This is a genomic window from Paraburkholderia fungorum, assembly GCF_046027605.1.
GTDB classification, from domain to species: domain Bacteria; phylum Pseudomonadota; class Gammaproteobacteria; order Burkholderiales; family Burkholderiaceae; genus Paraburkholderia; species Paraburkholderia fungorum_F.
Window position 1 is genome coordinate 41550 of the sequence record NZ_JAQQEF010000015.1, and the last position, 20740, is coordinate 62289.

Consider the following 20740-nt stretch of genomic DNA (forward strand, 5'->3'; position numbering starts at 1 on the left):
AGAAAGTGTTGTGACGCTTCGGTGTGTTCAGTTATTTCTTCGAAGCGACGATGTGAAATTTGATGACGACCTCGTCGGCGACCACCGACGTGTCTTTCCATTCGCCCGTCCCGACATCGAACTGTGAGCGTTTGATCGGCAATGTGCCGTCGAAGGTTTGCGTGTTGCCTTGGCTGGCGATGGTGACCGGCACCACCACGGTCTGCGATTTGCCTTTGATGGTGAGCTTGCCGGTGATCTTGTACTGATTGCCGCCGGCCGGCGCGATCGCGCTCGAGACGAAGGTCGCGGCCGGATAGGTCGCGCTATCGAACCATTCCTTGCCCTGGGCCTGCTTGTTGTAGTCGTCCGCGCCGAGGTCGTAGCTGCCGGTGTCGATGGACACGTTGGCGCTGCCGGCCGTCGGCTTGGCCGGATCGAAATTCAGCTGCGCCGAGAACTTCTTGAACTTACCGTCAACGGGCACGTTCATCTGCTTCGTCGTGGCAATCACGCTGCTTTTGCTCGTGTCGACATCGGCGTGCGCCAGACTTGCGCTGAACAGGGAGAAGGCGGCGACGCCGGCCAGAATGGAGTGGTAAAGGTTTGATTTCATAGTAGTACGCATCCTATCGAACCCGCGCTTGCGGATTGCACACCGTTGGGAATTTGATTGCCAACAAGCCGTAGCCAATCGAGTAATACGCGTGTGTTATTTGAGGAATGGAATCATCCGCGCGAGTAATCCGTCGCGGTCGACGAATTGATGCTTGAGCGCGGCGAGGACATGCATCGCAACCAGCGTCAGCAGCGTGTAATTGAGCAGTATGTGGACCGTGCGCAGGCTTGTCTTGAGCGCCTGGTCCGGGCCGATGATGGTCGGCAGCGGCACGATGCCGAGGTACACCACCTGAATGCCCGCGGCCGAGCTATAGAAGTAACCCGACAGCGGAATCGCCAGCATCAGGACGTAGAGCACGCCATGCACGAGATGGGCCGCCGCTTTCTGCCAGGCAGGTGTTGCGCTATCGAGCGCCGGCGCGCGGTGCGTGGCGCGCCACAGCACGCGCGCGACGGCCAGCACAAAGACGGTCACGCCGATCCATTTGTGCCACGAGAAGTACTTCAGCTTGGTGGGCGTGAAGCCGGGGATATCGGTCATGATCCAGCCGATATAGAACCCGCAGACGATCAGCAATGCGATGAGCCAATGCAGGGCGATCGCGGGGCCGCTGTAATGCTCGATGTCTGAAGGATGGGGTCTCATTGATTCATGCTCACTGGTCGTGGTGCTTGCCGCGTGCGGTATGTCGCGAGTAGATGCGGATAGTAGGGAGGCCAATGAGAACTGACTAGCTGGAGATAAATGAACAGATTGTTCTAGCCGCGACGCTAATATGGATGGAATAAAACGCGTGCGGCCCGAATTGGCGCGCCGATGGGGCTGTGTTAATTTGCCGGCTCAACCGCTACAAAAGGTTCGACCCAATGAATAAGACCGAAAACAGCAGCGTCGCGCCTGGCGCGGATTTCCTGCGGCATGACACGGCGCCTGCCGCGGCAGGTGTCGAAGGTTATCTGGAACATGATGCTGCCGTCTACAGGACCTTGCTCGAATCGACCAAAGCGATTCCGTGGAAGGTCGATTGGGCGAACCATGGTACGCAGTTGTATCACGCCAAGGATAACGGGCGGGATTGCATTGCCGCCATCAACCGGGTGGCCTGACAGCGCAGGCAGGGCGGTATGGCGCGGCACACAACTTGCGCCCTGATCGCCTGCGGCATGCCGGTCATCGGTTATGCTGCGGCCACTCCCGCGTTCGCGCGCAATCAGAATCCAGGACTTGCTTGGTGAATTCCGTCTTTCTCTCCTGGGGTATCGCCATCGCCGCCACGGCCGGCGTCATTACCCGCCCGTTCAAATGGCCCGAGGCCGTGTGGGCCGTGGCAGGCGCGCTACTCCTCGTGTCGCTGGGCCTGCTTCCCGTTGATCTGGCAATCGAGGCAGTCGGCAAAGGTACGGACGTCTATCTGTTTCTGTTCGGGATGATGGTGCTCTCGGAAGTTGGGCGCCGCGAAGGCCTGTTCGACTGGGTCGCCGTCTTCGCAGTCAATCACGCCAAAGGCTCACCGAGAAAGCTGTTTTTGCTGGTCTATCTGGTTGGTGTGGTCATTACCGCCTTCCTTTCCAATGACGCCACCGCGGTCGTGCTGACGCCGGCCGTCTTCGCGGCCGCCAAAAAAGCGAAGACGCATCCGCTGCCCTTGTTGTTCGTCTGCGCATTCATCGCGAATGCCGCGAGCTTCGTGCTGCCGATCTCGAATCCGGCCAACATCGTGTTGTACGGCAATCACACGCCCGCGCTCGGCGCCTGGCTGATGCGCTTCGCGCTGCCTTCGCTGCTGTCGATCGTGGCGACCTATGTGCTATTGCGCTGGACCCAGCGCGAAGCGCTCGCCGGCACCTGCGAGTCCGATCTCGAGCCGCTCGAATTGTCGGCGAGCGGGCGTGTCGCGCTCGCGGGCATTGCGGTGACGGCCGTTGTGTTGCTCACGGTGTCTGCCTTTGATATTCCGCTGGGCCTCCCGACTGCGATACTCGGTGCGCTGACCGCTGCGGTCGTGCTGATCCAGGAGCGCAAATCACCGCTGCCGATGATCCAGGAAATCTCGTGGAGCGTGTTGCCGCTTGTCGCCGCGTTGTTCGTGCTGGTCGAAATGCTCGATCACACCGGCGTCGTCAAGACGCTCGTCGATCTGGTGCAAGGCGCGACGCAGCGCAATGAACTCGCCACGGCTGGCTGGGCCGGCGCCATTATCGCGATCGGCAGCAATCTGATGAACAATTTGCCGGCGGGTCTGATCGCCAGCTCGACCGTGATGCAAGCCCATAGTCCTGAGCGTGTGATCGATGCGCTGCTGATCGGCGTCGACCTCGGGCCGAATCTGTCGATTACCGGCTCGCTCGCAACGATCCTTTGGCTCAACGCGATTCGCCGCGAAGGCGAAGACGTCAGCTTCATGAAATTCCTGAAAGTGGGGGTGGTGGTGATGCTGCCGGCTCTCACGCTAGCGCTTGCCGCGCGGATTCTGATCGGCTGAGCGAGCGGTTGAGCGGATCACTTTCCCATGCCGGCTTGCGTCATGACCCGGTGCCGGTCGGACGCATCGGTGGCCTGGACGCCACTTTTTCCTGCGCGGACTGCTCCAGCGAGCGCAATGCGGCTTCAAGCCGTGCAAGGCGTGCCCGTTGCGTCGGCATCAGTGACGTTTTCGGCAGTTTGTGCAGACGATTGCGCCAATACGATAGCGGAATCCGATCGTTGACCGAAATTTGCCCGAATACGAGCTCGAGATGGGCAATTTCTTTGTCTATATCTTGGTAGCTCATCTGACAGTCCAGAAGAAGAGTGGATCGGCAATGAAACGGTGCAAGCGATGCCGCCGGTTGGACAGATCTGTCTGACCAACGAATGTGTCTCACGGTAATGCAGAATCCAGCAAGCGCCGTACCGGCCACTCGCGATGTTAATCTAACGCGAAGCTTTCAAACTACATTCATTTGTCTGACGTGTGGCGTCTTGCACCTAGGGTGGCCTGTGAGGAGACCGCTCTTCCACCTGTTTTAATTCCCGAAATATCTCGTGGACTCCAAAAAAAACGAGCCCGTCTCGCGTTGCGTAGAGCGGTAATAAATCTCGCGGGTACCGGTACGAAAGGACGCGGATTCGCCAGGCTGACGCCACCAGAAGTCACGACATATCGCGACATGATTCTGAAATTGCCTTCCGCCGGCACTTCTCCAAGAATTCGGTCTGTCATCGAACGGATCGCGGCGGTTTTGCAGGCGACGCACGATGACTCAATCGAAGGAGTCAGTCATGAAGAAGTTGATCGCCGTTGTGCTGCTGTGCTGCGCATCCACTGTCGTGTTCGCGCAAACGGCTGCGCCCCAGGGTGGCAATCCCCAGCGCATGGAACACATGGCGCAACAACTGCAAACGCGCTTTGCGAATGCCAATACCACGCACGACGGCAAGCTCACCCGGGAACAGGCCGCCGCCGGGATGCCGATGGTCGCCAAACATTTTGACGAGATCGATACGCAAAAAGCGGGCTACATCACGTTGCCGCAGATCGCGGCATTCATGCAGGAACGCGGGGCAGCGCACTGAGTCGCGCGGGCATCGGCGGGATCGTAAGTTCCTTGACGTCCCAACGCGCAATGAAACCCGCCCCGTCCTGCCGCCTGACCAACGCCTGCGCGCCGATCGTGTCAATGAGCGCGCGCCATTAGCCTGGCATTGCGGTATTTTCGGGGATGCTCGCTTCCACCTGCATCGCCGTGCTGTTCATTCCGTCGTTCCATGTGCTGTCGCAGCGCGAGCCGGAACGGCACGCGGCGCGGCCAGCACCGCCCGACGCCTAAACCGAGGAGCTTTCGTATGGATCGCCCCGCCAAAATCATCGTGCTCGACGACGAAGCCGAACTGCGCAACATGCTGCAGCGTTTCCTGCGCAGCCATGGATTCGAGGTGCGGATCGCGGAGGACGGCAAGCGGCTCGACCGTTATCTGGAGCGCGAGCCGTTCGATCTGCTGGTGCTCGATCTGATGATCGGCGAAGAGGACGGCCTCGAAATCTGCGCCCGCTTGCGTGCCCAGGGGCAGACGCTGCCGATCCTGATGCTGACCGCGAAAGGCGATCCGCTCGACAAGGTGGCCGGCCTCGAAACCGGCGCCGACGATTACCTCGCCAAACCATTCCTGCCGCGTGAACTGGTGGCGCGGATCAACGCGCTGCTGCGTCGCCAGAAGATCGCCTCGGGTGAGCTCACCGTGACCTCGCAGAGCGTGCGCTTTGGCGATTTCAGTCTCGATGTCGGCAAGCAGCAGTTGTCGCGGGCCGGCGAACTGCTGGAGATTCATTCGGCGCAGATGCTGTTGCTGGTCGCGCTGGCGTCGTCGCCGAACCGGCCGGTGAGCCGTGACAATCTGCTGGCGCGCGCCCGTGGTCGTGAGCATGATGCGCTCGATCGCAGCATCGACGTGCAGGTGCTGCGGCTCAGGCAGATCGTCGAGGACGACCCGTCGAAGCCGCGTTTCATCAAGACCGTGTGGGGCGTCGGCTACATGCTGATCGCGGACGTCGACTCATGACGCGCTCAATGCTGCAAATGGCACTGCCGAAAACGCTGTTGGCGCGCAATATCGCTCTGCTGATCGTGCTGGTGATGCTGAGCCAGATATGCTCGCTCGGCGTGTTGCTGCACTATGTCCAGCGACCTCGAGTCGAACGGGCGGCCACGGTGTTCGCCACCTACGTGGCGACGCTCGACAGCCTGCTTCAAGCCACCCCGGCTGATGCGCGCGCCGGCTTGATCACACGTCTGAACGGACGCGCGGAGCTGCCTCGCGAGGCCACCCTCGAAGCGCCACGCAGTGTGCTACGCGCCTATCGCAGCTATCAGCGCAACGTGTTTCTGGAGAGCTTGCGCGCGCATCTGCCTGCCGACATGCCCACGCGCTGGCAGTTTGAAGGCGGTCAACGCTTGTGGATTCGCATGCACGCGCCGGTCGACGCGCCGCACACACCATACTGGATCGCACTGCCGATTCCGGAGGACGCGCAAGGCGCCGGGCTCGACGCGGCGATCCTGTTGTCGCTCGGTTTGGGCGCCCTGGCGGCGCTGACCGGTTATGTGATCCAGCGCCACCTCAACCAGCCGCTTCAGCAGTTGACGCGGGCGGCGCGCCGCGTGAGCGCCGGCGAAACGCCCGCGCCGTTGCCGACCGACGGCCCTGCCGAGATCGCCGCGGTGAGCAGCGCTTTCAATCAGATGACGCAGACGTTACAGCAGGCAGAGGCGACGCGCGCGCTGATGCTGGCGGGCATCTCGCACGACATTCGCACGCCGCTTACCAAATTGCGGCTCTCGATGGCCATGGCAATGCCGGATGGCAGCGACAGCAGCTTTGTGGTCGCCGCCGAGTCATACCTCGATCAGATCGAGACGATCTTGCAGCAGTTCATGGACTACGCGGGCAGCGGCGAGCGTGAGGCAGCCGAGCCTGGCGATCTGAACGCGTTGATCGAACGGCTTGCCGGCGATTTCGCGGGACTCGGGCATGAATTTGCGCTGTCGCTCGCGGTATTGCCCGCTGTGGCCTACAGGCCGATCAGCATGATGCGGCTCCTGATGAACCTGATGCAGAACGCGATCGTGTATGGCGGCACGGGGCTCGCTGTACGCAGTTGGGCTACCAGCGAAGCCGTGTACGTTGCGGTTGGCGATCGTGGCAAAGGGCTTTCAGCCGAGGAGCTGGCGCTGTTGAAGGCGCCGTTTCAGCGTGGCCGCAATGCTCGCGCGCATAGCGGCGGAACCGGGCTCGGGCTGGCGATTGTCGAACGGATCGCGCGGCTGCACGGCGGCAGCCTGCAGTTTCAGGCGCGCGAAGGCGGCGGGTTGGAAGCGTGGGTGGTGCTGCCGCTCATTTCCGTTCCAGCCACGCATCCAGGCCCACGCGGAACGCCACGCCCGCGATAACCGGCACGGTCAGCATGAGAATGATGCCGAAGTTGGGAATCTGGTCGCCGTACGTGATGGGACCGTAGAGAACGACTGTCGCAACGATCGCGAAGACGATGACGCCGACCGCAACCATCATAAGATTGCGCGACACAATGGACAGATCCTTGCGCTTTGCCTGGCCCGGCTTGGCGTTGGCAGTGGGGACTTCGTCGTGTTGAACGGGCATGATGGTTCTCGTGACTGAAGAAGTGCCGCGCAAATGCGGCTGCAAATGCGACTTCAAAACGCATGACAAAACGCAATGACAACATGCGTTACCCGGCGCGCGGCGATGAATCGAGCGCCGACTCGTGCGCGACCGGAATCATACCCGGGGTTGTTCGCGCCGCACACATCAAGCTGCACCGACCAGCAACCCCGCGGCGACGATTGCCAGCACGAGGGCGGTAATCGCGCTGAACCGGTAATCGCGTTGATGCAGGAACATCCCTAGCATCAATATAAGCCGCATTATCGGCAGCAGGATGAAAAGCGCGATGCCAACGGTCACGATATGCATGCCTGTCGGCATTGAAAGCAGTTGGGGGTGAGTCCGCAGGCCGGGTAATGCGCTTTCAAAATGGCCCGGCAGGGCAATCGCAAGGCCACTCGCAATCGTGACCGTTGCCGCCCATGTGCCGTAATGCAGGAGCCGCGCAAGCCAGCGTTCGAGCCGCGCGCCGGTCGACACGGTGCGGCTCATGCCGACGCTCCGGCAAGGTGAATGCCGAATGCCTCGAGCAGCATTTGCACGGCGAGCAAGGCGAGCACCACGACGAAGAGCACGCGCAGCCTGTCATTCGAAACGCGCATGAGGACGCGCGCGCCGAGCACCGCGCCGACGACCGATCCCAGTGCCACCGGCCCGGCGATGGCGGTCACGATCTCACCACGCAGGAAGTATGCGCCGGCGCTGGCCGCCGCCGTCACGCCGATCATGAAATTGGACGTGGCCGACGAGACCTTGATCGGCAGGCGCAGCGCCGTATCCATTGCCGGAATCTTGAGCACGCCGCTGCCGATGCCGAGCAGCGCCGAAATCAGTCCTGCTCCATACATCAGGGATAAGGCCAGCGGTATGCGTTGCACGCGATAGTCGACGTCGCGGCCGAGCGCGCGATCCGGATAACTCGAATTCAAACGCAACGCCGTGCCCCACGAATACGCGCCCGCTGCGTCGGCGCCCTGGCCGATGATCGGATCGGCGCGCCGGGCGAGCATTTGCCGGGCGGACAGCAGCAGAATGGCCGCGAAAATGAAAAACAGTGCGGGCACCGGAATGAGTCCGCTCAGCAGCACGCCGGACAGTGCGCCGAGCGTGGTGGCGGTTTCCAGCACCACGGCGAGGCGCACATTGGTCAAGCGCCCGCGCAGGAATGGCGCGGCGCCGCCGCACGAACAGGCGATCACCGAAACGATGCTGGCGCCGATCGCCAGGTGAATATCCAGGTGACCGAACATCGTCAGGATGGGCACGATAAAAATGCCGCTTGCCATGCCAAGCATGCCACCCAGCATGCTTGCGCCGAGCGACACCGCGAACAGCCACAGCGTGTAGTGCAGGTCCATTGCAGCCGCCGCGCCGGTCATTGGGCGTTCGGCTTGCGCCGGGCGAGACGGGTGACGAACTGGATCTGATCGCCGCGGTAGTAGAGCTTTTCGTAGTCGACCGGACGGTTGTCGTTGCAATACGACGTGCGCTCGATCAGGAAAATCGGACTGCCCGCGTCGACCTCGAGGGCTTGCGCAACGGCTTCGCTCGCGGCGATCGCCTCGAGCCGGTATTCGGCTTCGACGAGCGGGACGCCGTACTTCTCTTCGAGCAGGGTAAAGATCGGCTCCGCTTCCAGATCGTTTTCGATGATCTTTTCGCCGATGTCTTTCGGTAGCCAGGTTTCGTCGAACGAAAGCGGTGTGCCGTCGGCGATGCGCACGCGCTGAATGTGGACGACCGGGGTGCCCGGTTCGAGCGCGAGCTTGCTGGCGACGGCGTCGCTGGAATTTTCGATCTGCCTCGCCAGCAGCCGGGCGGTGGGATGCCGGCCGTGCGCACGCATATCCTCGACGAAACCGCTCAGTTCGGTAAGCGGCTGAGTGAGGCGCGGCTGGGTGACGAAGGTGCCTTTGCCGCGACGGATTTCGATCAATCCGCGCGTAATCAGGTTCTGCACCGTTTTCTGCAGGGTGGTGCGACTGATGCCGTAGCTTGCCAGCAGACTCGCTTCATTCGGCAACTGCGTGCCGGGCGGATACGTGCCGTCCGCGATCCTTGCCGCGAGTACCGCTTCGACCTGCGCGTAGAGGGGGAGTTGGCTGGTACGGTCGGTGCTCATGTTAGACATCATGACGTCATGATGTCTTGGTGTCAAGGCGCGAGTTCCGCTGCAGTGTGACGGATTGCGACGGCGAAAACACAGACTGGATTGCCGGCCAGAAGGGCCCTCGGCGAACGGAAAGTGCGCGGTCCTTGGGCTTCGACGGAGGTAACGGCTCTCGATGCAAATAATAATGATTCTCATTATAATGCGCCGCGAGTGAGATGTCGGAGATGCGCGGCCTTGGGACATCAACTGGAGTCCATGCCGTTTTGAAATTTTTCGATTGAGGTTTGTGAATGCTTCCCTTTAGAAGGGCCGGCGGGGGTTTCCCGCTCCAAAGAAAAAATCGGCTTGCCAACGCGTTGTTCGCTGCGGGGCTCGCGACGATGTCGGCTTACGCCAATGCCGACGACGGTGTTGCCGGTTCAAAGTCTGAAAGTTCGGAGGACGAAGCAGGCCAGCTTGCCCCCGTTAAAATTACCGGCCAGAAAGAGCAAGGGTTTGCGCCCGCCACCGTGGAAACGGGCCCCTACCGGGGGCTCGACCCGCTCGACGTGCCTGCAACGGTCAACGTCGTCACTCGCAGCGTCATGGACGCGCAGGGTGACACCGGGCTGTACGACGCCCTGCGCAATGTGGCCGGCGTGACGAGACAGCAGCTAAGCGGGCTTGCCTACGACAACCTCTCGATTCGCGGCATCGCGCTGGATAACCGCTCGAGCTACTTCATCAACGGCATACTTCCAATCGACAATAACATCTGGATGCCGATGGAGGACAAGGAGCGAGTCGAGGTGCTAAAGGGTGCATCCGCGCTCTACTACGGCTTTACCGTGCCGGCCGGGATCGTGAATATGGTCATGAAGCGCGCCGGCTCCGAGCCTGTCACCAACGCGACACTGCTCGGCGACTCCAGCGGTTCATACGGTGCTCACGTCGATATCGCCCGGCGTTTCGGTTCTGGCCAGCAGTTCGGCATTCGCGTCAACGCGATGGACGAGCATGTAGAAGCGCCTATCGACGGCGACCATGGCTATCGCAAGTTCGTAAGCGCCGCACTCGACTGGCGTGTGAATAGCAAGCTCAAGCTCCAGTACGATCTGGAGCACATCGAAACCAGTATCGTGGAGCAGGCGGGCATTGTGCCGCTCGCGCCAAAGAACGGCGTCATTACTCTACCTGGACTCCCTGACCCGAGTCGACTGCTGGTCAGCAGCGACAGGCCCACGCGAGCGAGTGCGACGACCCAGTTGGTCCGCGCCGACTACGCGTTTTCAGACAACTGGAGCGCGACGCTGACAGCAGGTCAATCGATCACTCGACGCGATCGATGGGCCTGGGTGTTCCAGAAGTACAACGTCGCGACGGGCGCGGGCAGCTTGCAGGCAAGCCAGCAATACGGACAGATGTACGAGAACAAGAACGTGCGGCTGGAGGTCAACGGAGTCTTCAGGACGGGAGCGATCGGCCACGATGTGACCGCGGGTGTTGTGCAGAACTGGCTTTTTCAGCCTGACTTCACGACCCATTTCTTTACCGCCAGTCAGAACCTCTACAACCCGGTTGAAATAACGAAGCTGACGCCCGGTGGTGCATCGAAGCAGTTTTTCGCTCAGCATGTGCAAAACCGTGGCGCTTACCTGTTTGATCGCGTTGACCTGACGTCGCAGTTGCAACTCGTTGCCGGCGTGCGTCGATCGGAATATCAGAGTTCCCAGGCCGGCACACCGAGCTCCGATATTAGCCGGACCTCTCCGTCCGGCAGCCTTATCTTCCGTTTGACGCCGAACACCAGTGTCTATGCAAGCTACGTCGAAGCGCTCGAGTCAGCGGGCAGCGCACCGGCCACTGCGAGTAACGCCAATCAGATACTGCCGGCGGCGGTCAGCCGTCAGGAGGAGATCGGCATTCGCACGAGGATTGCCGGTAATACCCTGGCGTCGCTTGCACTGTTCAATCTCAAGCACCCGTCGGCAGAAGTCAACGCCGACAACGTTTATGTGATGGACGGCAACGCGCGCTACCGGGGTGTCGAATTTTCAGTGCAGGGCGATGTGACACGGGACATTTCACTGACGGCTTCCGCGGTCTATCTCGATGCGAAGCAACTCGACTCGTCGGATCCGACACTGGTTGGAAAAACCCCTGAAAATACGCCTCATGTCACCGCAAGTCTGTTTGCCGAGTATCGAATACCTCTGGTTACGGGACTCTCGGTCAACGGCGGGATGTACTACATCGGTTCGAGGCCGGTCAACAGTGCGGACCAGGCGAGAATTGGCGGCTATACCCTTTTCACCGCAGGTATGCGCTACGCGACACGCGTCTACGGAAAGCGCGTGTCAGTTCAAGCCAACCTTGAGAACGCTACCAATAAGCGGTACTGGAGCGCCGCTGGCTCGAACCAGCTGGGTGTCGGACTTGGCCGGGTCCTCGAGATGAGTTCGACTCTTGAGTTCTGACTCTGGCATTGTGGTGCGTCGATTGCGTCGATTGCGCCGATCGGTTTTTGGCTTTCTCTTTGCGTCCATTTCCCGCCGCGAGAGAGGAATTGTCGATCCAGCATGAACCGACAATTCAACCGGGCGGCGTGTGTCGCTTAGGCGACGTTATGCTGCCAGCTGTTGCTTGTGGACAGCCACAATTTCAGCTTCGTCCTTCAAGGCCTTTTGTACAGACGGACGAGCGTCGATACGAGCGATGTAGGCCGCAAGGTTCGTGAGGTGGTCGAGGTTGACACCCGAACGCTTGTGCCACAGCGTTGCCCAGACGTACGCGTCAGCAACCGTGAACTGTTCGCCGGTCAGGTACGAACGACCGTCCGAGAGTTGCTTGTCGAGCACGCCATAGGCGCTCAGCAGTTTGTTCGTGTGGAACTCGATGCCATCCGGCGTCATCAGCTTGCGCATCAGGGGAATGTGCTTCTGCGCGATTTCGGTTGCGACAAAGGTCAGTAGCTGGTCCATGCGAACGCGCTCAATCGTGCCATGCTTCGGAATCAGGTTCGACTCGGGATGCTGGTCAGCGAGGTAGGACGTGATAATGACGGTTTCAGTCAGGCGTTCGCTTTCGTCGTCAAGCTCCAGAACCGGAACGTATTGGAGCGAATTGACGTCGGTGAAATCCTTCTGGTTGGACGTGCTTTTTCCGAACACGTCGTAGTGCACCAGTTCCGGCGCGAGGCCCAGTTCGTTGGCGATAGTCTGAGCGGCGAGGGAGCAGGTGGCTTCAGCGATGTAGAGCTTCATTTGCGAGTCTTCCTACGAGGATGAATGACCGGTGTTAGCCGGGTTTCAGGTGGTGCGTTTGCTGCACCGTTGAAATGAAGTATGGGTTAAACGGTGGCCTCGATAAACTGCGGTTCGAGCGTCGCTCTGTCGACTGCCGAGCGACAATCGTTGCGTCCGCTGTTGCGTGTCTTTCCACAAACCTATTGTCGCTTCGGGGGAGACTCTCTGAACACCGAGGCGGTGTTTATCCGCACTGAAACGCTCTTCACAATAGCGCGCTTCGACGGCCCTTTTGGCGTAGCGTGGCGTTACTCATCTACGGGGCCGTTCAATCTACCGATACGGTGTCTATCAATGAGTACTGCAACGTCACAAGGAGCGGAAAGCAACAAGCTGCTGATTCTCGCGGCAGTGTGCCTTTCCGCGCTAGTGTTGCCGCTAGCGTTTTCGGGTGGAGCTGTAGCCACCCCTGCAATCGGCCGGGATCTGGGCGGAAGCCCCGTGATGCTCACGTGGGTGACCAACGCCTTCATGCTGAGCTTCGGCAGCCTGTTGATGGCCGCTGGCGCATTGGCTGACCAGTTCGGCCGCAAGCGTCTGTTCGTATTCGGACTCGGCGGGTTTATCGTGACTTCGTTCGCGATGAGCTTTGCGCCGTCGACGCTCTGGCTCGACATTCTTCGGGGCGCTCAGGGCGTCGCGGCCGCGGCCTCGTTGTCGAGCGGAGGCGCTTCGCTTGCGCAGGAGTTCGACGGTCATGCGCGCACGCGTGCGTTCAGCATGCTCGGCACCAGCTTCGGCATTGGCCTCGCGTTCGGCCCGCTGATGGCCGGCACACTCATCGAGAACTTCGGATGGCGTTCGATATTCATGGTGATCGCGGCGATTGGCGTTGTCGCGTTTATGTTCGGTGTGCCGCGCATGCGCGAGACGCGTGACCCGGGTGCGACGGGTCTGGACTATCCGGGAACCATCACGTTCACCGCAACGCTTGCGCTCTTCACGTTCGGAGTGATTCAGGCGCCGGAAAGCGGCTGGGGCAGCCCACTCGTGGTGTCACTGCTCGTCGGTTCCGCTGTCTTCCTAACCGCGTTCATCGTGGTTGAAAGCCGCGTCAAACGCCCGATGCTGGAACTGAGCCTGTTCAAGTATCCCCGCTTCGTTGGCGTGCAGATTCTGCCGGTAGGGACCTGCTATTGCTACATCGTGCTGATCGTGATGTTGCCGCTGCGATTTATCGGTGCGGAAGGGCTGAGCGAAATGGACGCGGGTCTGCTGATGATCGCGTTGTCTGCGCCTATGCTGGTTGTCCCGATGCTGGTCGCATCGTTCACCCGATGGATGTCGCCGGGTGTGCTTTCGGGCATCGGGTTTCTGATCGCGGCGGCCGGCCTCTACTGGCTGAGCCTCATTGACTTCAGCGCGTCGAAGGCGGCTCTTGTCATGCCGATGCTGGTTATCGGCATTGGCGCCGGCATGCCATGGGGTTTGATGGACGGCCTGTCCGTGAGCGTTGTGCCGAAAGAGCGGGCGGGAATGGCATCGGGCATCTTCAGTACGACCCGTGTCGCAGGCGAGGGCATTGCACTCGCCATCGCGACGGCGATTCTGGCAGCGCTGGCTCACACGAGCCTCGAGCGCATTATCCCGGACAATGCGCCGGGTATTGCCGCACGTGTTGCAGAGGCAGCACAGCGCATCACTGCGGGCGACATGGGTCACGCCGCCGCGGTGCTTCCGGAAGTGAGCCGTCACGCGCTGTCTTCCAGCTACGCCGATGCGTTCACTAGCCTGCTGCATGTCCTGATTGTTATTACCCTGCTGGCGGCATTTGCAAGCTTTGTGTTCCTCAGCAAGACGCCCGCGGAAGATGATGAGCCGGGTGCGAGCGAGAGTAAGAAAGAAACCGTCGACGTGGCGGTTAGCGCCTGAACATCGTTTAAGAAACGCGTTTAGAAGGGGCCGCTGACACGCGGCCCCTTCTTGCAATGGCAGCGGTCATATCTCTGAGCCAGACGATGGCGGCCAAGACTTGCCGGAGGCAATGAACCTCTGCCTTGGAGAACGCAATGGCTATCGCAGCAATCGTGGTGGGCTTTCTGGTCACGCTAGTAGGTGGCCCCAGCCTTGTAGATCACCTGTCGAACACACAGTTCGAGCAGCAAAAACAGACCGGGCATACTGAGCAATCGCAACTGCCCCCGGAGCAGTCGGGGCCGCTAACGCGTGCGCGCGTTGGTGATGAAACGCCGGCGCCGGTGTCCGCAGCAAATGAAATCAACGCCTCATAGCGACGCGCCTATCTTCTGAACGACGCTAAGGCATTGCCTTCATATGAGGAGCCTGCCGAGGGTGCCGGCGATTTGTCGGCGCAAACGCAATCTGCGGGCGACGCGACTGTGCACCCATTGAAGTAACGGTGGAAGCAATGAGAATCGTGGACGGCGTCAGTACGCAAATCAGGTCCTCGTCTTGTGATCTCCTGTGCCGAATGTGACGTAACGTACGCGATGCAATTCTGATGACAAGCCCATCCGATACTCTGGATGGGCCTATGTTCTGCTTACCTCACCACTGCTCTGTTACTTCTGTGCGACTGCTGTTTGCACTGGCGTCGCGGGCGGGGTCTGACCTACGCTCGTCTGGGGCGGTTGGGGGACCACGTCACCCCAGCCGCCGCCAAGCGCGCGGATCAGGTTCACCGTGGAGGCTGCCTGCACGCCTTGCAATTGCACCGCTGCGCGGCGAGCCTGCAAGACGGTACGCTCCGCATCGATGACGTCCAGATAGTTCACCGCGCCCTCGGTGTACTGCGAGCGCGAGAGGTCTGCTGCACGTTGCGATGCCTTGACGGCTTCGTTCTGCGTCCTGGTCTGGTCTTCCAGAATGCGCATATCCGACAGGTTGTCTTCCACCTCACGGAAAGCGACGAGTACCTGTTGCCGGTAATTCGCGACATCCTCCTCATAGACCGCTCGGGCATTGGCAAGGTTGCCCTTGCGCCGGCCCCCATCAAAAATCGGGATGTTCAGCGCCGTTCCCGCAAGCGGTCCGAGCAGGAACGCCCGGCTGCTCCATTTGAAGAGGTCGCCAAGTGTCGCCGATTCGAAGCCGCCCGTACCCGTGATAGTGAGCGATGGAAAGAACGCGGCCTTCGCGACACCGATGCGCGAGTTCGCCGAGGCCATCGAGCGCTCTGCGGCAGCGATGTCCGGCCGACGTTCGAGCAATGACGAAGGCAGACCCGGCGGTACGCGCAGATTGACCGGACTGATCGGGTCAGCGGCCATCGAGAACTCCGCGGGTGCCTTGCCCAGAAGCACGGCAAGGCTATGCTCGGAAGCCGCACGAAGACGCTGCACGGTCATTGCATCCGACTGCGCGGTGGCCAGCTCAGCTTGTGCGCGCGACAGGTCGAGTTCAGTGATTTCGCCTTCGGTGTAACGGCGTTGAACCAGCTTCAGCGCTTGTTGACGCAATTCGACAGCGTTCCTGAACACCTCGGCTTCCGCGTCCAGCTCACGCAGCGCAAAGTAGTTCTGCGCGACGTCAGCCTGCAGAGCAAGCATCACCGAGCGAAAGAGTGCTTCGCTGCGCTCGGTGTCGGCGCGGGCCGCGTCAACTGTCGACGCGACACGACCGAACAGGTCGACTTCATACGAAGCGCTCGCCTGAGCGCGCCAGAACGTCTGCTGCGGCACATTCGTGCCATCCGACTCAAACAGGGAAGCAGCGGAGACCCGTTGCCTCGTCGGACCAAAGCCGGCGTCGAGCGACGGGAAGAGGCCCGCGCGCGCAGCCTGATTCATCGCCCGCGCTTCCTTCACGCGGGCTGCTGCCGCTTTGAGGTTCTGGTTCGCATCCAGCGCCTGCTGTTCAAGGTCGTTCAGCTTCGCGTCCTCGAACACCTTCCACCATTCGCCGCGGGCTACATCTTCCGACGGTTGCGCTGTCTTCCACGTGCCAGCTTCTTCGGGTGACAAAGGCTGCTGCGGCGCTTCCTTAAAGGTCGTGGTGGTCGGCGTCGACGGCACCTCGTACTTCGGTGCCAGCGAGCAGCCAGCCAGAACCAGCAGGGCGCCCAGCAGGATGGAGCCGGTGAAACCCTTGTGCATCGAAAAAATTCCTTTCATGACGGTCTCCTTAGTCCTGCAGTGCCGGTTCCGGCACCTTCGCGCCGGAGGCAGTTGAAGCGCCGTTGGCGCCGCCGTTGCCACCATTCCCACCATTGCCGCCGTGCCCGCCATCGTTGTCATCCGGACCGTGGGTGTGCGGATGCTTGCCATGTTTGTCCGTGAGCTGCTTGCCGCCCGCGAGCTTACGAAGAAGCACGTAGAACACGGGCGTGAGGGCGAGGCCGAAGAAGGTCACGCCGAGCATGCCGAAGAACACGGCGATGCCCATCGCGCGACGCATTTCCGAGCCAGCGCCGGTCGACACAACCAGCGGAATCACACCCATGATGAACGCGATGGACGTCATCAGGATCGGGCGAAGACGCAGACGGCAGGCCTCAATGGCAGCCTGAACAATCGTGCGGCCCTGAATTTCCAGCTCGCGTGCGAATTCCACAATCAGAATCGCGTTCTTCGCCGATAGCCCCACCAGCACCATCAAACCAATCTGCGTGAAGATGTTGTTGTCGCCACGCGTGAGCCAGACACCGAAGAGCGCGGACAGAATGCTCATCGGCACAATCAGCAGAATGGCGAGCGGCAACGTCAGGCTTTCGTACATGGCAGCGAGCACGAGGAACACGAGCAGCACGCTGATAGGGAACACCCAGAACGCCGCGTTGCCAGTCAGAATCTGCTGGTAGGTCAGGTCCGTCCATTCGAACTTGATGCCACGCGGCAGAGTCTCGGCTGCGATGCGTTCGACGGCCGCCATGGCCTGGCCAGACGAGTATCCCGGCGCGGGTCCGCCGTTGATGTCGGCCGCAAGGAAGCCGTTGTACCGGATCACCGTCTCCGGACCGAACGTCGGCGTCACCTTGACGAGCGACGACAGCGGCACCATCTCACCGGCCGCATTGCGGGTCTTGAGCTGCAGAATGCTTTCAGCCGATGTGCGGAACGGCGCGTCAGCTTGTGCACGCACCTGATACACGCGGCCAAATTTGTTGAAGTCGTTCACATACAGCGAACCCAGATAAATCTGCATCGTGTCGAACACGTCGGTCACGCTCACGCCGAGTTGCTTGGCCTTCTCGCGGTCAAGTTCAACATTCAACTGCGGGACATTGATCTGGTAGCTCGAGAACGACGGGCCGAGTTCAGGGGCCTTTGCTGCCGCCGCCAGAAACGCCTGAACGGATTTGTTCAGTGTTTCGTAGCCCAGCGCGCCGCGGTCTTCGATCTGCAGCTTGAAGCCGCCGATCGTGCCCAGACCCGACACCGGTGGCGGCGGAAAGGTCGCAATCATTGCGTCCTTGATGCCGGCATATTCCCTGTTCAGGTTGCCGACAATCGCTGCTGCTGATTCGTCCTTGCTGCGCTCCTTCGAGGGGCTCATGACCGGAAAAACCAGGCCACTACTCGACGAATTCATCAGGCCGGTAACGTTCAGACCCGGGAATTCCGGCGAGTGGACGACACCCGGCTGCTTGCGGGCAATGATGCCCATCTCATGAACGACTTTTTCGGTCCGGTCCAGCGATGCACCCGGCGGCAACTGCAGAATGCTGACGAGGTAGTCCTTGTCCTGACCCGGCACAAAGCCGCCTGGCACAATCTTGCCGAGCAGGAACGTGCCGCCCAGCAGGACACCGTAGACGATCATCATCGCGGCCTTGCGATTGATGATGCCACCTACACCCGTGCCGTATGCCTCCGAGCCACGATGGAACACCTTGTTGAACACGTTAAAGAACGGTCCAAGAATACGGTCCATGATTCGGGTGAGCCTGTCCTTGGGCGCGTGATGGTCCTTTAGCAGCAGGGCGGAAAGCGCGGGAGACAAGGTGAGCGAGTTGAAGGCCGAGATGACGGTCGAGATCGCAATGGTCATTGCGAACTGCTTGTAGAACTGACCGGTCAAGCCCGACATGAATGCCAATGGCACGAACACGGCTACGAGAGTCAGCGCAATGGCGATAATCGGCCCACTCACTTCCCGCATCGCTGCGTATGAAGCCTCGAGTGGCGTAAGCCCCGCGGCGATGTTCCGCTCGACGTTCTCCACCACCACGATCGCATCGTCGACCACGATCCCGATGGCCAGAACCATGCCGAATAGGGACAACGCGTTGATGGTGAAGCCGAATGCCAGCATCAGCGAGAATGTGCCCACAATCGAGACGGGCACTGCCAGCAACGGAATCAGCGACGCGCGCCAGGTCTGCAGAAAGACGATGACGACGATAACGACAAGAACGATAGCTTCAAAGAGGGTGTGGACAACCGCGTCGATACTTTCCCGGACGAATTGCGTCGGGTCGTAGACGATCTTGGCCTCAACGCCTTCGGGCATGTCCTTCTGCAACTCTGCCGTGATCCGGCGAACATCGGTCGAAATCTGCAGCGAGTTCGCGTTGGGCTGCTGGAAGATGATGAGCTGCACCCCAGGCTTACCGTCGAGGCTCGCGCGCAGCGCATATTCCGCCGCGCCCATTTCCACGCGCGCGACATCGCTCAGATGCGTCACTGCGCCGTCCGGGGACGTCTTCAGGATGATGTTGCGGAACTCTTCTTCGGTCTTCAGGCGACCCTGGGCGTTCACGCTCAGTTGCATCGGAACGTTTGTTGTCATCGGAGCGCCGCCGACGATACCCGCCGCGACCTGAACATTCTGCTCACGGATTGCCTTCACGACGTCGGTTGCCGTCAGGTTCTGGCGGGCCACCTTGGTCGGATCAAGCCAGACGCGCATGGAATAGTCGCCGGCGCCCCACATCGCAACTTCACCCACGCCCGGGACCTGTGCAAGCCGGTCCTTGACGTTGATAAGCGCGTAGTTTCGCAGATAGGTGAGGTCGTATCGTCCGTTCGGCGATACGAGGTTCACACCCATCGTCAGGGTAGGCGACGACTTGATGGTATTCACACCAAGTCGCTGCACGTCCTCCGGAAGACGAGGCATGGCTTGCGACACGCGGTTCTGCACGAGTTGCTGTGCCTTGTCCGGGTCGGTGCCGAGCTTGAACGTCACGGTCGTCGTCATGTTGCCGTCGCTGTTAGCCTGCGACTGCATATACAGCATGTTCTCGACGCCGTTGATCTGCTCTTCAATGGGGGACGCGACGGTCTCGGCAATGACCTTCGGATTCGCGCCGGGATACTGGGCACGAACCACAACCGACGGTGGCACAACTTCCGGGTATTCGGCCGTTGGCAATTTTGTCAGCGCGATGAAGCCCGCCAGCACAATCACCACCGACAGAACGGCCGCGAAGATTGGCCTGTCGATGAAAAACTTTGAGATGTTCATGGTGACCTTCTCGCGCTGTCAGGCTTCGGATTTCGCAGCGTCGGCCATGTTGACCACGTGCGGGCTGACGGTGTCATTAGGACGGGCGTGCATCGTGCCGTTCACGACGATGCGCTCTCCGGCCTTGAGACCCGAGGTCACGACGCGCAGGTTGTCATGCAGGGAACCGAGTTGAACTTCGCGATAGACGACCTTGTTCGTGCCATCCACCACCAGCACAAACTTCTTCGCCTGGTCGGTGCCTACTGCGGCATCGTCAATCAGAATGGCCGGATGCGGTTCCCCACCGCCGACCTTGACGCGTGCATAGAGACCCGGAACGAGTGCGCCATCTGCGTTGTCGATCGTGGCGCGCACGCGGATCGTGCCGGATGACGTGTCGAGCCGGTTGTCGACCGATGTAATGGCACCCTTGCGCGAATAGCCATCTTCATTGGCAAGACCTAATGAGACGGGTACCTTCGTGTTCCGGTCACGGCCCAGGTATTGCAGATACGTCTGTTCGTCGACATCGAACGAGGCGTAAATCGGCGACACCGAAACGAGCGTCGTGAGCAGCGGAGCGCTCGCACCAGTCGAAACGACGTTGCCCACGGTCAGTTCGGCACGTGAGACACGGCCCGTTACCGGCGCGGTGACCCTGGTGTACCCGAGATTCACCTGAGCGGCCTCCAGTGCGGCCTCGGCCGCTTTTACGCCGGCGGCGGCTTCGCGTGAGGCATTCTGCTTTTCGTCGTAGTCGCGCTTTGCAATGGCGTTGTCGGCGAGCAGGCGGTCGGCACGTGCGGCATCGGTCGATGTATAAATGGCGCGAGCCCTGGCGGCGGCAACCTGCGCCGCGGCACGGTCAACTTCCGCCTGGTAGGGGCGGGGGTCGATCGTAAAGAGCGGATCGCCCTTTTTCACCAGCGCGCCGTCCTTGAAGTGAACGGCAACAATGGTGCCGGGAACGAGCGGTCGGACCTCGACATGGTCGATGGCTTCGAGGCGTCCCGAATAGCTTTGCCAGTCCGTGATGGTCTGCGAGAGAACAGTGGCGACGTCAACTACGGTAGCCGGCGGCGGCGCGTCAGCGGCCTGAGCCGCACTCACCGGACCGGATGGGGTCCCGTGGGTGAAGCCAATGCCTGCAGCCGCGCCGACAAAAGCCAGCGCACCGAGCGCGACGGTAAGCCGTTTGCGATGGGTGAGCATGAGTAGCATTCCTTATAA

Annotated in this window: 19 protein-coding genes; 8 read left to right on the forward strand and 11 right to left on the reverse strand. The window is 60.8% G+C overall.

Translation table 11 applies throughout. The annotated features are described in order from the left end of the window. Positions 1-31 precede the first annotated feature (31 nt). Together PQR53_RS23610 and PQR53_RS23615 are read right to left on the reverse strand one after the other, a co-directional pair. Entirely contained in the window at positions 32-595 is a 564-nt protein-coding gene (locus PQR53_RS23610; protein WP_408459144.1) for a YceI family protein, read from the reverse strand. A 96-nt stretch (positions 596-691) separates the two neighbouring features. Then, the gene (locus PQR53_RS23615; RefSeq protein WP_408459147.1) at positions 692-1246 is read right to left on the reverse strand and encodes a cytochrome b; all 555 of its coding nucleotides are present in this window, start codon (positions 1244-1246) and stop codon (positions 692-694) included. Between the two features lie 221 nt (positions 1247-1467). On the opposite strand from PQR53_RS23615, the gene PQR53_RS23620 reads away from it, so the two are divergent. Continuing rightward, positions 1468-1707 carry a hypothetical protein gene (locus PQR53_RS23620; RefSeq protein ID WP_408459150.1) on the forward strand — a complete coding sequence of 80 codons (240 nt, stop codon included), beginning with the start codon at positions 1468-1470 and terminating at the stop codon, positions 1705-1707. A gap of 125 nt (positions 1708-1832) precedes the next feature. Further along, entirely contained in the window at positions 1833-3083 is a 1251-nt protein-coding gene (locus PQR53_RS23625; protein ID WP_408459153.1) for an arsenic transporter, read from the forward strand. A 40-nt stretch (positions 3084-3123) separates the two neighbouring features. Here PQR53_RS23625 and PQR53_RS23630 read toward each other — a convergent pair whose 3' ends face one another. Then, entirely contained in the window at positions 3124-3372 is a 249-nt protein-coding gene (locus PQR53_RS23630; protein WP_408459155.1) for a hypothetical protein, read from the reverse strand. A gap of 490 nt (positions 3373-3862) precedes the next feature. Between PQR53_RS23630 and PQR53_RS23635 the strand changes: the two genes are divergently transcribed. The 3 genes from PQR53_RS23635 to PQR53_RS23645 all read left to right on the forward strand — a co-directional run bounded on the left by PQR53_RS23635 (position 3863) and on the right by PQR53_RS23645 (position 6528). Continuing rightward, positions 3863-4156, forward strand: coding sequence for an EF-hand domain-containing protein (locus PQR53_RS23635; RefSeq protein ID WP_408459158.1), 294 nt, complete (start codon positions 3863-3865; stop codon positions 4154-4156). A gap of 270 nt (positions 4157-4426) precedes the next feature. Further along, the gene (locus tag PQR53_RS23640; RefSeq protein ID WP_179738126.1) at positions 4427-5140 is read left to right on the forward strand and encodes a response regulator; all 714 of its coding nucleotides are present in this window, start codon (positions 4427-4429) and stop codon (positions 5138-5140) included. After that, positions 5137-6528 carry an ATP-binding protein gene (locus PQR53_RS23645; RefSeq protein ID WP_408459161.1) on the forward strand — a complete coding sequence of 464 codons (1392 nt, stop codon included), beginning with the start codon at positions 5137-5139 and terminating at the stop codon, positions 6526-6528. The genes PQR53_RS23640 and PQR53_RS23645 overlap by 4 nt, the downstream gene beginning before the upstream one ends. Here the strand turns inward: PQR53_RS23645 and PQR53_RS23650 are convergent. The 4 genes from PQR53_RS23650 to PQR53_RS23665 all read right to left on the reverse strand — a co-directional run bounded on the left by PQR53_RS23650 (position 6473) and on the right by PQR53_RS23665 (position 8885). Beyond that, positions 6473-6739 carry a hypothetical protein gene (locus tag PQR53_RS23650; RefSeq protein ID WP_408459163.1) on the reverse strand — a complete coding sequence of 89 codons (267 nt, stop codon included), beginning with the start codon at positions 6737-6739 and terminating at the stop codon, positions 6473-6475. The genes PQR53_RS23645 and PQR53_RS23650 overlap by 56 nt on opposite strands. A 168-nt stretch (positions 6740-6907) precedes the next feature. Then, a complete protein-coding gene (locus PQR53_RS23655) occupies positions 6908-7255 on the reverse strand; it encodes a DUF1634 domain-containing protein (protein WP_408459166.1) in 348 nt (115 codons plus the stop codon). Then, positions 7252-8142 (reverse strand): sulfite exporter TauE/SafE family protein, encoded by an 891-nt coding sequence (locus PQR53_RS23660; protein WP_408459169.1) that lies wholly within the window; start codon positions 8140-8142, stop codon positions 7252-7254. The genes PQR53_RS23655 and PQR53_RS23660 overlap by 4 nt, the downstream gene beginning before the upstream one ends. Next, positions 8139-8885 carry a GntR family transcriptional regulator gene (locus PQR53_RS23665; RefSeq protein ID WP_408459172.1) on the reverse strand — a complete coding sequence of 249 codons (747 nt, stop codon included), beginning with the start codon at positions 8883-8885 and terminating at the stop codon, positions 8139-8141. Before PQR53_RS23665 ends, PQR53_RS23660 begins: the two co-directional genes overlap by 4 nt. Positions 8886-9256: 371 nt before the next feature. Between PQR53_RS23665 and PQR53_RS23670 the strand changes: the two genes are divergently transcribed. Further along, a complete protein-coding gene (locus tag PQR53_RS23670) occupies positions 9257-11332 on the forward strand; it encodes a TonB-dependent siderophore receptor (RefSeq protein ID WP_408459175.1) in 2076 nt (691 codons plus the stop codon). A gap of 147 nt (positions 11333-11479) precedes the next feature. On the opposite strand, the gene PQR53_RS23675 is transcribed toward PQR53_RS23670, so the two are convergent. Further along, entirely contained in the window at positions 11480-12118 is a 639-nt protein-coding gene (locus PQR53_RS23675; protein ID WP_408459178.1) for a glutathione S-transferase family protein, read from the reverse strand. Positions 12119-12454: 336 nt separating this feature from the next. Between PQR53_RS23675 and PQR53_RS23680 the strand changes: the two genes are divergently transcribed. Beyond that, positions 12455-14032 carry an MFS transporter gene (locus PQR53_RS23680; protein WP_408459181.1) on the forward strand — a complete coding sequence of 526 codons (1578 nt, stop codon included), beginning with the start codon at positions 12455-12457 and terminating at the stop codon, positions 14030-14032. Between the two features lie 137 nt (positions 14033-14169). After that, positions 14170-14391, forward strand: a complete 222-nt coding sequence (locus tag PQR53_RS23685; RefSeq protein ID WP_408459184.1) for a hypothetical protein — start codon at positions 14170-14172, stop codon at positions 14389-14391. 291 nt (positions 14392-14682) lie between these two features. Here the strand turns inward: PQR53_RS23685 and PQR53_RS23690 are convergent, their stop codons facing one another. From PQR53_RS23690 to PQR53_RS23700, 3 genes are read right to left on the reverse strand one after another with little or no spacing between them, the layout of a single operon-like run. Further along, the gene (locus PQR53_RS23690) at positions 14683-16233 is read right to left on the reverse strand and encodes an efflux transporter outer membrane subunit (RefSeq protein WP_408459187.1); all 1551 of its coding nucleotides are present in this window, start codon (positions 16231-16233) and stop codon (positions 14683-14685) included. A gap of 10 nt (positions 16234-16243) precedes the next feature. After that, complete coding sequence (locus PQR53_RS23695) at positions 16244-19528, reverse strand: efflux RND transporter permease subunit (RefSeq protein WP_408459190.1); 3285 nt, start codon at positions 19526-19528, stop codon at positions 16244-16246. Between the two features lie 18 nt (positions 19529-19546). Further along, positions 19547-20722 carry an efflux RND transporter periplasmic adaptor subunit gene (locus PQR53_RS23700; protein WP_408459192.1) on the reverse strand — a complete coding sequence of 392 codons (1176 nt, stop codon included), beginning with the start codon at positions 20720-20722 and terminating at the stop codon, positions 19547-19549. Positions 20723-20740: the final 18 nt, after the last annotated feature.